The 10616-nt window shown below is 35.8% G+C and carries 11 protein-coding genes; 5 read left to right on the top strand and 6 right to left on the bottom strand.

Translation table 11 applies throughout. The annotated features are described in order from the left end of the window. Positions 1 to 1412: 1412 nt before the first annotated feature. From QZ562_RS16650 to QZ562_RS16630, 5 genes are all read right to left on the bottom strand, one after another. The gene (locus tag QZ562_RS16650) at positions 1413 to 1961 is read right to left on the bottom strand and encodes a DUF3833 domain-containing protein (protein ID WP_293762625.1); all 549 of its coding nucleotides are present in this window, start codon (positions 1959 to 1961) and stop codon (positions 1413 to 1415) included. After that, positions 1958 to 2407 carry a chalcone isomerase family protein gene (locus QZ562_RS16645; protein ID WP_293762623.1) on the bottom strand — a complete coding sequence of 150 codons (450 nt, stop codon included), beginning with the start codon at positions 2405 to 2407 and terminating at the stop codon, positions 1958 to 1960. The genes QZ562_RS16650 and QZ562_RS16645 overlap by 4 nt, the downstream gene beginning before the upstream one ends. A 92-nt stretch (positions 2408 to 2499) precedes the next feature. Beyond that, positions 2500 to 3753: a cyclopropane-fatty-acyl-phospholipid synthase family protein gene (locus tag QZ562_RS16640; protein WP_293762621.1), complete on the bottom strand. Its 1254-nt coding sequence runs from the start codon at positions 3751 to 3753 to the stop codon at positions 2500 to 2502. 2 nt (positions 3754 to 3755) lie between these two features. Then, complete coding sequence (locus tag QZ562_RS16635) at positions 3756 to 4484, bottom strand: DUF1365 domain-containing protein (RefSeq protein WP_293762619.1); 729 nt, start codon at positions 4482 to 4484, stop codon at positions 3756 to 3758. Beyond that, on the bottom strand, positions 4484 to 5749 hold the full coding sequence (locus tag QZ562_RS16630) for an FAD-dependent oxidoreductase (protein ID WP_293762617.1): 1266 nt from the start codon (positions 5747 to 5749) through the stop codon (positions 4484 to 4486). The genes QZ562_RS16635 and QZ562_RS16630 overlap by 1 nt, the downstream gene beginning before the upstream one ends. A gap of 190 nt (positions 5750 to 5939) precedes the next feature. On the opposite strand from QZ562_RS16630, the gene QZ562_RS16625 reads away from it, so the two are divergent. Genes QZ562_RS16625 through QZ562_RS16615 form a run of 3 tightly spaced genes read left to right on the top strand, consistent with a single transcriptional unit; the run spans position 5940 to position 7855 of the window. Then, a complete protein-coding gene (locus tag QZ562_RS16625) occupies positions 5940 to 6518 on the top strand; it encodes an LON peptidase substrate-binding domain-containing protein (RefSeq protein ID WP_293762615.1) in 579 nt (192 codons plus the stop codon). A gap of 58 nt (positions 6519 to 6576) precedes the next feature. After that, entirely contained in the window at positions 6577 to 7191 is a 615-nt protein-coding gene (locus QZ562_RS16620; protein ID WP_293762613.1) for a sigma-70 family RNA polymerase sigma factor, read from the top strand. Continuing rightward, positions 7184 to 7855, top strand: coding sequence for a ChrR family anti-sigma-E factor (locus tag QZ562_RS16615; protein WP_293762610.1), 672 nt, complete (start codon positions 7184 to 7186; stop codon positions 7853 to 7855). Before QZ562_RS16620 ends, QZ562_RS16615 begins: the two co-directional genes overlap by 8 nt. A gap of 53 nt (positions 7856 to 7908) precedes the next feature. On the opposite strand, the gene QZ562_RS16610 is transcribed toward QZ562_RS16615, so the two are convergent. After that, complete coding sequence (locus QZ562_RS16610; protein WP_293762608.1) at positions 7909 to 8682, bottom strand: outer membrane protein assembly factor BamD; 774 nt, start codon at positions 8680 to 8682, stop codon at positions 7909 to 7911. A 172-nt stretch (positions 8683 to 8854) separates the two neighbouring features. On the opposite strand from QZ562_RS16610, the gene rluD reads away from it, so the two are divergent. Together rluD and pgeF are read left to right on the top strand one after the other, a co-directional pair. Continuing rightward, complete coding sequence (gene rluD, locus QZ562_RS16605; protein WP_293762606.1) at positions 8855 to 9838, top strand: 23S rRNA pseudouridine(1911/1915/1917) synthase RluD; 984 nt, start codon at positions 8855 to 8857, stop codon at positions 9836 to 9838. A 2-nt stretch (positions 9839 to 9840) separates the two neighbouring features. Next, entirely contained in the window at positions 9841 to 10608 is a 768-nt protein-coding gene (pgeF, locus tag QZ562_RS16600; protein WP_293762604.1) for a peptidoglycan editing factor PgeF, read from the top strand. The last annotated feature ends 8 nt before the right edge of the window (positions 10609 to 10616 follow it).

The raw sequence follows: 10616 nt of genomic DNA, 5'->3' as shown, positions 1-10616 counted from the left end.
CCTTTTAACAGTTAATTAAGATGGCTATTTTTATTTTATATTTCTATTCAGTAGTATTTCAAATCGATTGTTTCTGATATTAGGTACTTGTTATAAATCTAGTAAAATGAGAAGAATTATAAATGAAGGCACATAAATCACGTCAAGCTATTAATAAATGTAGAACAGATTAATTAATATGAGGGTATTTACTAGTGAACAAAAGGTTTATTTTTGTTTTCATCGACTTAGTAATTGATTGGATTCAACTGTTTTGGCTGTAGATTATGAACAATTAAAACGAAGCCTACAGCTGAAGGAAAGTAACGCAATTAAAAGCTACGAAAAATTGACAAATATTTAAGAACAAAAATTATTTTTACATGTACTCATCTAAATTTGTAATGAGGAAGCGCACTATTTTTACCCTTTTGTCAGCAATGCTCTGGTCAAAGCTTATAATGTTCAAGTCATTTAACTGATGAATTATTTTCCTAGCTGTAGGTATTGAAACGTATTCAGCTAAGTACCTTTCAATGTCAGATATCTTGACCTCATTGGTCTTTGAAAATTGTTTAACCACTCTAATATGATGAATATTTAAAGCTTTTTGTATTTTTGTTGTCACAACTAATTAATCCTGTAATTAACGAAAGAAACTTTATTATTATTGCCAAAAAAATAAAACACAAAAATATTAGGAAATAAAATTGGCATTTGTCAAATCAATAAACCCTAGTTCATATGTGCCTAAAAGAAAAGATTTGGAACGTCTAAATTATCATTTCAAAAAATAACCAACAAATTTTAAACTTAGAAAACACAATATCTTTTTGCATATAATAGACTGAAATTTCACGATAAAATTAGCTTAACTGCTATCTTCAGGAGCGAACACAAGGTTAAGATCATTTAAAGGATTTGGGCGTTGTCAATGAGAAAATAGTCAGGAACGAAGTTTAAGTAATTGCTCTGTTGAAGATCCAATAATCATTGAAAGTAAATTGTGAAGTGTTTCAAATTCATATTTTCAAATTCATATTTTCAAAGTATGGTTTTTGTGACCTTTAAATATAAGTTATGTCAAAGATTTGTATTGAACGTGTAATTTATCAACACCAAAAAGCATGCATATATGATTTGTGATGTGACGGTGGTACGTTTTACACATTAATAACAAATTAATTTGAGCAAAGAAGCTGTATTCATTGTCGGTTTCAAGTTGATGCAGAGCCATGTCTTGGAAGAAACAGCGACAATATATTTTAAAACACATATAAATGTTCGTTAAGCTTCAGCTTATTTTAAGTAAGACTTATGCAAATATAAATTTCTATAATATATATATCTGACTTCATGATATTAAAATTTAGCTATATTAAAATTTAATGTGAACAATATTACGGATTATAGTCTTATTTAATTTAGCCAAACTATCCACATTTTCTAACAGGTTGGGTTTTATCAAAAAAAATGGAAATTTCAGCCACAGTAACACCAAACTTTTTCATGTAAGACCGGTTCATCATACGATTATCATCCATCATAAACATCCAATCATCTACAAATAAATCATATTCTGTGCCATCTATCGGTACTCGTAAGGTATATTGCCAATTAAATGCGGTTCCTTTTGAACCGCCGTTGGCTTCACCAACAACATCTGCTGCACCACCAGTAACACTTCCATTAGAGTCGACCTCAAGGTTCCATATACGTATTTGTTGTTCACCATCATTATAATAAAAGGTCTCGTGTAGCTGACCTTGGTTACCTTCCCAAGTGCCAATTATATCCACGCAAAAGCGTCTAGTCAGTTTGTTGGAATAGTCTTGAACAATACCCCAAGCCGTGACCTCTCCGTTAAAATACTCAGCTAAGTTGAATGTAGGTTTAGTGTTTTCATAGTCGTCTATTGAACTACTGCATGAAAGCACAAATGGAAAAATTAGAACAAAAATTATATATTTAAATGGCTTCATTTTTTTAGTCCAATAAGTTGATTACGCACTTTCGGGTAGCTGCAATTTATGTCTAACCAGATACGTAAGAAACTTTTTCCAAAATTTGAGTCCGAAATTCTCCCTAATGTTTGTCCATTAAAGAAGAATTCACTATGCAAGTTATCATTAACCCTTAATAAAAGCGTATCGCCTTTTTTAATATCCGGAAATATATCAGACAACAATGGTATCCATCGTTCATATGTTATTTGTTCAATGTCCAATTTTTTCCATTCATCCACTGTCCTTTCTATTAGGTCTTTAGCATCAATGTCTCTTAAATAATCTATTTCTAGAGCTTGAGGGAATTGTCCTTCTAAATACTCACCCGTTTGATTGTATAAGGTAGAGTTGTAAACATCCCAAAACAAAACTTTAAGTTTAGCTTCACCTACTTTTTTTAGACCATTAAGTGGCTCGGCCATAGTCACTCCTGAAAAAAATAAGGCAATTAATATGGCTAAAAGCCTATAAGTGCTAGATTTGATTGCGTAACGGTTCATTATATTAACGAAAACTATCGGGTAATACTGTTTGAAAAAGCTGGCTTACTGATCACCAATTGTACTGTGCTAATGGTACGTTCTAAAAAACCACCTTCACAATAACTGAAGTAATAACGCCACATGTTCATAAATCGGTCATCATAACCATCTTCCGCTAAAGGCTCCTTATTTTCTAAGAGTTTGTGATGCCAGTCTCTCAATGTTCTGGCATAGTCCAGTCCGATATCGTGAAGATCACGTATCATAAGGTCAGTGTGCTTTTTTAGATGTTGGTTAATGAGTAACTGTGATGGCAAAAAACCACCCGGGAAAATATGCTTTTGAATAAAGTCGACACTTTTGCTATAACTTTCGAGGCGATGGTCACTGATTGTTATTGCCTGCAATACCATTAAACCTTCGTCCTTCAATAAGCTTGAACATTTTTTAAAAAATGTGGGCAAATATTCTTTACCTACAGCTTCAATCATTTCAATTGAAACTAATTTGTCATATTTGCCCTCAAGTAATCTGTAATCTTCCTTTAAGAGAGTAATCTTGTCTTGCAGACCTTCTTTGTTGATTAGGTTTTGGGTATATTGGTGTTGCTCTTCTGAAATTGTAGTTGTCGTGACTTTGCAGCCATAGTTTTTCGCCGCAAACACTGCTAAACCACCCCAGCCAGTCCCAATTTCGACCACGTGATCTTTGGACGTTAACTGTAATTTGTCACAAATAGCTTTTAATTTTGCGTTCTGCGCTTGAGCCAGTGTGCTGTTTATTGAAGGATAGATGGCCGAAGAATACATCATAGTGTCATCAAGAAATCGGGTGTAAAGCTTATTGCCCAAGTCATAGTGAGCGGCTATATTTTTCTTCGATCCTGATGCTGAGTTCTTGTTTGCAAGGTGGCTAATCTTACGAATAGGAAAAGCAAGCCATTCCATTTTGGACTCCCAGCTGTCAAGCAGTGGTAGATTACGTGCAAATACACGTATTACATTAGTCAGATTTGGAGTCGTCCATAATCCATCAGAAAATGTTTCCCCTGATGCAACGCTGCCACCAAACAACAGGCTTTGGTAAACACTTAAACATTGAAAGTCTATTTCAGCATGAAGCTCTGAATCTTTTTGACCGAAGGTATCAACCAAAACGCCTCTTTCTTTTATCACCATCTTGCCTTGCGGAAGGCTGGCGAATACTTTCAACATTATTGTACGACACAATCTGTGTTGCCACGATGTATTAGAGGACACCACTAATGTTTGTTCTCCGTTTGGCATAATTATTTTTTACCTTGTTCTGAATGGGAATAAAAAGGCACGCCTTTAATGTATAGTTTTATGGCTTGCCAATAAATTCCAATGACGGTTTTAACAGTCATGCTTGGAATAGTTAACAATACGTTGAAAAGACTTTTTGAGTTCAATTCAACTTTTGATAAATTGAGACTAGCTGTAAAATGTTTGATTTCTTTATAGCAAGACAGAGTCAATTTTAATGACTGCGTAGGTTGTGATATTTTCCACTTATATTGCATATCCATTGGATTAAATGGGGATACATAAAAAACCTTTTCACAATCTTCTTGTTTCGCTAAATCGACCAAGTAACAGTGCCTGTCATTCCATGGTGTATTACTTACCTCGGCCAGTAAATGACTAAAGGAATTATCATCTTGCTGTAAGTAATAAAAATTGACTGGGCTAAAATACAGACCAAAAGTACGTGTTTGTCCAAGTAGATAAACAGTTCCAGTAAGTGGTTTTTGTGCCAGTTCTGTCATTTTATTTAGCACAGATTGTTTTAGCGGCTTATCTGCATCGCCTAAATAATCACTGCGTTTAAATCTCAGTGGCGCCCATGATTTAGCTGAAAAACCTCTCACCTTTGCCTCAAGCAAATCGATTTCATCAAGGTTAAGCCATAGTAAAAATATTTGATAAGTAAATGCATGTTTTTTTGGCACAAATCTGCTGTGAAATACACTACCTTTGTACAAGGCACTTTGCACTAGAGTTCCTCGCCAAATGACTTGCATACATTTAAAGCACTGCGCACGCCATCTTCGTGAAAACCATTAAACCAATATGCGCCGCAAAAATGCAGACCATGTACACCAGATATTTCTGCCCACCTTGATTGTGCAACAACTGTTTTATTATTAAATTGAGGGTGTGAATATTGATAACTTCCCAACACTTTTCTTGGGTCAATGTCTTTATTATTATTTAAAGTTACACAGAATGTTGTATCAGACTGTATATTTTGTAAAATATTCATGTTGTAAGTCAATATAGCTGGCTCTTGAGATTCACCTTCATAGCCTTTAATAAGGTAGTTCCAACTTGCCCATGCTAATTTTCTGATAGGCAGAACACTGACATCTGTATGAAGTAATACTTCGTTTTTAGAATATGGCATATCGCCTAAAATTTCTGTTTGCACGACACTTTGCTCGGTAAGCATTGCTAAGGCTTGGTCACTGTGGCATGCGAAGATAACTTCATCGAATAAGTGCTCAGAATTATCTTGTAAACGGACCAATTTCTGACTTTTATTATCAGTAACCGATTTTACTGGACTACTTAATTTTATATTGTGTGCGAAACCAGCAGTTAGCGGTTTTATGTATTCTCTTGAGCCACCAACAATTGATCGCCATTGAGGCCTGTCGGTGATGTTAAGCAATCCATGATTATTGAAAAAGCGTAAAAAAAAAGTAAAAGAAAAAGCTTTAATGTCTTCTAGGCTAGTCGACCAAATTGCAGCACACATTGGGAGTATATAATTATAAATGAAATCATCACTAAATTTGTGTCGCTTCAGGAATTCGTTAAGCGTTTCCTGTCCATAATCAATTTTATCTAACGCACCTTTTTTGCATATTTTATTAAATTTAAGTATATCTCTAACTATTCGCCAAAATTTAGGACGTAATAAATTTCTTCTTTGGGCAAATAAGCTATTAAGAGTATTGCCGTTATACTCCAAATTTTGCGATAAATTTTTAACGCTAAAACTCATTTCTGTAGCTTGTGATTGAACACCAATTTTGTTCATTAACTTGATAAAATTTGGGTATGTCCAATCGTTAAAAACGATAAAACCAGTGTCTATGGCATATTTTCTATTGTTAACTTCAACATCAATAGTTGCCGTATGTCCGCCAATGTAATCGTTAGCTTCAAAAAGGGTTATATCGTGTCTTTGATGGAGCAAGTGTCCACAAGTTAACCCTGAAATGCCTGAACCTATAATTGCAACTTTTTTACTCATTTATATCCTGAAGTTCATTTAATGTGTCTGTAATACTTAGATAAATTCAAGCATTAGACTAAATTCAATTTGCATAGAATACCTAAATATTTTGCCTAGGGATCATTTAAAGGTAACTTTCATTTTTTATTTAGATCTTAATTCGGAAGTGTTGCGTAACGAGGTCATTGCTAACAAATGAAACATTTTTATGAAACCATGTTACAAAGCCCCACTGTTTCCATTGTCGGCTCACCTATTGCCAGGCGGTAGGATGTCATTGAGAATTTTTGAGCCTAGATATGTACGTATGATAAAAGAAGTATGCGCTGCAGATGCAGGATTTGGTGTGTGTATGGTAGATTCTCAAGGTAATAAAACTAAAAATGAGCATATTTATCCAATTGGTACCTTCTGTAAAGTAATTGATTTTGATTTGTTGGATGATGGCTTTTTGGGCGTTACAGTCGAAGGACAAACTTGTTTTAAAATTAATTCAATAACAACACAAGCTGATGAGTTAAGAGTTGGTGAATGTGAAAACATCGATATGTGGACATCAGGTACTGCAATTCTTCCCATTTCACCAATGGATGACAAGCTAAAGGAAATATTTGAAAATTATCCTGAGTTAAAAGCAATGTACCAAACGCCTCAATTTAATGACCCAATATGGGTGATTTACAGGTGGTTGGAGTTATTGCCTGTTGATGCCTCGCAGAAACAAGAATTTTTGAGACACAAAGACTGTACAAAAGCTTTAGAATATCTTACACAATTAGTGGAATGATCCTTTAATCAAACGAACTAGTATAAATATTCATAATCGATAAAAGATGGTGTAATCTATGTTAGTTGGAATATCTCAGGAAACTAGACAAATTAATTCCATTAAACCAATAGAATGTGCTGAAGAGATGTCAGAGTATTTATGTATTGTTGCAAGCGAGCGGTGTAAACGCTCTTTTTCAAAAATATTTAGCTACTTTGCGCCTCGTCTGCGTTCATATGCCCTGAAACAGATGGGTAACGAAGCATTAGCAATGGAGCTTGTACAGGACACAATGTCTAATGTTTGGCAGAAATCACACCTGTTCAACGCGGAAAAAGGTTCACCTTCTACATGGATCTTCACAATAGCTAGGAACATACGCTTCGATATGCTCAGAAAACAGAGAAATCGTAAAGAAGATGTATGCTCTGATGATTTATGGCCAGTGCTGTGCGAACAAACTCCAGACGCTAACGAAGTATCCTTAGAACATCAAGTAACTATGGATGAAATTGGCATACTATTTGATTCTTTGCCTGAGAAGCAAAGGCTAGTTATAGAGGCAATTTATATTGATGGGAAGTCTCAGCAGGAAGTTGCAAATGAGCTCGATATTCCATTAGGTACAGTAAAATCCAGAACCAGACTTGCACTACAGCGCCTTAAAGAGATGTTAAAAGACGATGATTAATTTCCACCCCATGTTCACAGATTTACAATTATTTGCAGCTGGTAATTGCCAGCCAGCAATGTCATTGATGATTTCCGCTCATATTGACATGTGCCCTAAATGCAAAAAGAGCTGTGAAGAGATACAGATTCAACTCGCAAGCGATGTTTTTAAACAAACCGAAATTGCTGAACCGCTAGGTAAGCATTACATCTCTATGATGTCTGAGATTACATCATTGCCAAGTGCATATAGAATAGCACCTGTAGAAGATGTCACGTCAATCGAGTTAGATGGTAAGTTTTTCGAACTACCGAGAACGTTGAGGCGTCATGTGAAAAATACCGGCAATTGGTCTCGTTTAGTAGGTAAACTTTGGCAAGCACCCGTTGATCTTGGCGAAATCGGTAGAGCCAATTTTATGTATATGGAAAAAGGTGGTCGTGTACCAGAGCATACGCACAAAGGCACAGAATTTACTTTAGTTGTTAACGGACAATATGGCGACGGTATCTCTGAGTATGAATCAGGTGACTTTACAGTTATGGATTCCCATCACAACCATCTGCCGCATTCACAAGCAGATGATGGATGTTTAGTTTTCACTATAATTGATCAACCCTTACATTTTACAGCGGGTATTGCCCGATTGTTGAATCCATTTAGTCACTTGTTTTTTAAATAATATTCGAACACAAAAAAACGCGCCTCAGCGCGTTTTTTTATGTTCGAATATTATTAACTTATAAAACTACTATCAGGATAGTTAAGTTTAAGAGTTTTCATTGCATTATCCTTCAAGTCATTTAACTGAAGTTGGTCGTAAGATTCGACCATTATCTCAAGTGCTTCCTGTACATGACTGGTATCGGGATAATGTTCTATGACATATCTGCCACGATTAGCTGCTGCAACGTATGCATCTCTGCGCATGTAATAACGAGCAATAGATATTTCGTATTTTGCTAAACGACTTTTAATATGTAACATTCGTTTTTGTGCATCTGCGGCATATTTACTATTTGGATATTTTTCTATCAGACGTCTGAAATCGTTAAATGCTAAACGAGAATTACTTGGATCTCGGTCAGACCTATCAATGCCTACTAATTCTTGAAAAAGATTATTATCCACTTCCATATTTGTTAAGCCACGCATATAAATTGCGTAATCAACATCTGAGTGATTGGGATTGAGTCGAGTGAATCTGTCAATTGTCGCCAGAGCTTCATCTGTCTTGCCCGTTTTATAATAACCATAAACAAGATCTAATTGCACCTGGTGTGATAATGGCCCAAAGGGGAAACGTGAGTCCAACGCACTCAAAGTTTGTGTTGCTGCGTTAAAGTTTCCAAGGCGCATTTTTTCTTTAGCATCTTCATATAGACTCTGAGCACTTCTGCTACGAAGAACTAGGTCAACATCTTCGTCTTCTGGCGCTGATGAACATCCAGCCAAAGCAACGACAACACTGCTTAATATAATATTTTTTAAATTGATTTTTCTGATCATAATGCTCTTATTTACTCTCATTTCTATTTCGATCGGCTATGTATGATTCATTAGGGGTAAAAATCCGTTAGAATGGTATTTTACCAAATCGATAACTGCGTTGCATTCTAACCCAGCAAATTGGGCTATGCATATATAAATCGTTACGAAACACTTTCAGGATGTTTAATACATGTCTACCCCACATGAAAAGATTCAATTGCAGGCAAATGTGCCTGAACAACTATTTGGCAAACGATTAGATCAAGCTTTGGCCGAAATGTTCCCTGATTATTCAAGATCCCGAATAAAAGAATGGATCCTTGCTGATTATGTCAAAGTAGATGGACAAATACTGAACAGGCCAAGAGAAAAGCTAATAGGAGAAGAGCTAATTGAGATTGATGCTCAAATTGAAATGCAAGTTCAACATAAGGGTCAAGATATTGACTTGAACATTGTGTTTGAAGATGAACATATTTTAGTTATTAACAAACCCATGAATTTAGTAGTGCACCCTGGTGCTGGTAATAGTGACGGTACAGTATTAAATGCTTTACTCAATCATGCACCTGAAATCGCTAATGTACCACGAGCAGGAATTGTGCATAGGCTTGACAAAGATACAACTGGACTAATGGTAGTAGCAAAAACTATTCCGGCTCAAACACATTTGGTTGAACAACTACAGGCCAGAGAAATTAGCCGAGAATATGAAGCGGTTGTTGTTGGCACTATGGTTGCTGGTGGAACAGTCGATGAGCCTATCGGTCGTCATGCTACTAAGCGAACTAGCATGGCTGTTCGTGAGTCAGGTAAGCCTGCAATGACGCATTATCGAGTAAAAGAAAAATTTCGTGCTCACACTTATATCAGATTAAAGCTTGAATCTGGGCGTACTCATCAAATTCGGGTACATATGTCGCACCTTCGTTATCCCTTGGTGGGTGATCAAGCTTATGGTGGACGACCAAGACCACCAAAAGCCTGTAACGAAAATATGGTAAACATGTTAAGAATGTTTCGCCGGCAAGCTTTACATGCCATCCAACTTGAATTAACTCACCCAGTAACAGGAGAATGGTTAAGTTGGCAAGCACCACTACCAGATGATTTTGTAGAACTTTTAGAAGTATTAAGAGAAGACAAATCTGAACACGGCAGCGGAGAAGTGTAATTTTGCTACAGCAGAATTACATCCAACCTAATTGGCCAGCACCTAACAATGTTAAAGCCTTTACTAGTTGTAGGGGTAAAGGCTTTAGTTTGCCACCTTATGATTCTTTTAATCTTGCTCAGCATGTAGGTGACGAACCTAGTTTAGTCAACAAAAATCGTCAATTACTGCCTAATTATCAGAATTTTGTCTGGTTGAATCAAATACATAGTAATACCTGTATAGATTTCGATATAAATGAAAATATTGCAGATACAGTATTTCAAGCCGATGCTTGTTTTTCATCTAAAAAAAATCAAGTGTGTGCTGTTATGACTGCAGACTGTTTGCCTATTTTGTTGTGCGATAAGCAAGGTTCTTGTGTTGCAGCTGTTCATGCAGGTTGGCGTGGTTTAGCTGACGGTATTTTAGAAAACACTGTGTCTAAAATGCCTGTCGATACTAAGTCTTTAATGGCTTGGATGGGACCAGCCATTAGTCAAAAACACTTTGAAGTAGGAAAAGAAATAAAAAAAGTGTTTTTCGACTACCCAGAAGCCTTTATTAAGAATCTTGACTCTTCTGATGATAAATATTTTGCTAACCTTTTTCAAATAGCTAAGCAAAAAATGTTTGCTTTGGGAATAACACAGGTTTTTGGAGGGGATTACTGTACCTATCAACAAAATGAATTATTTTTTTCTCACCGCAGAGCTACATACCAAAATTTGAGCGAGTCATATTTTGCTCCTAAAACAGGAAGAATGGTCAGCGCCATTTACTTTGATTAACGTTTTTA

This window comes from uncultured Paraglaciecola sp. (assembly GCF_913058035.1).
Taxonomy (GTDB): domain Bacteria; phylum Pseudomonadota; class Gammaproteobacteria; order Enterobacterales; family Alteromonadaceae; genus Paraglaciecola.
Note: the sequence above shows the minus strand (reverse complement) of the source record. Positions and strands in the feature narration are given on the sequence as shown.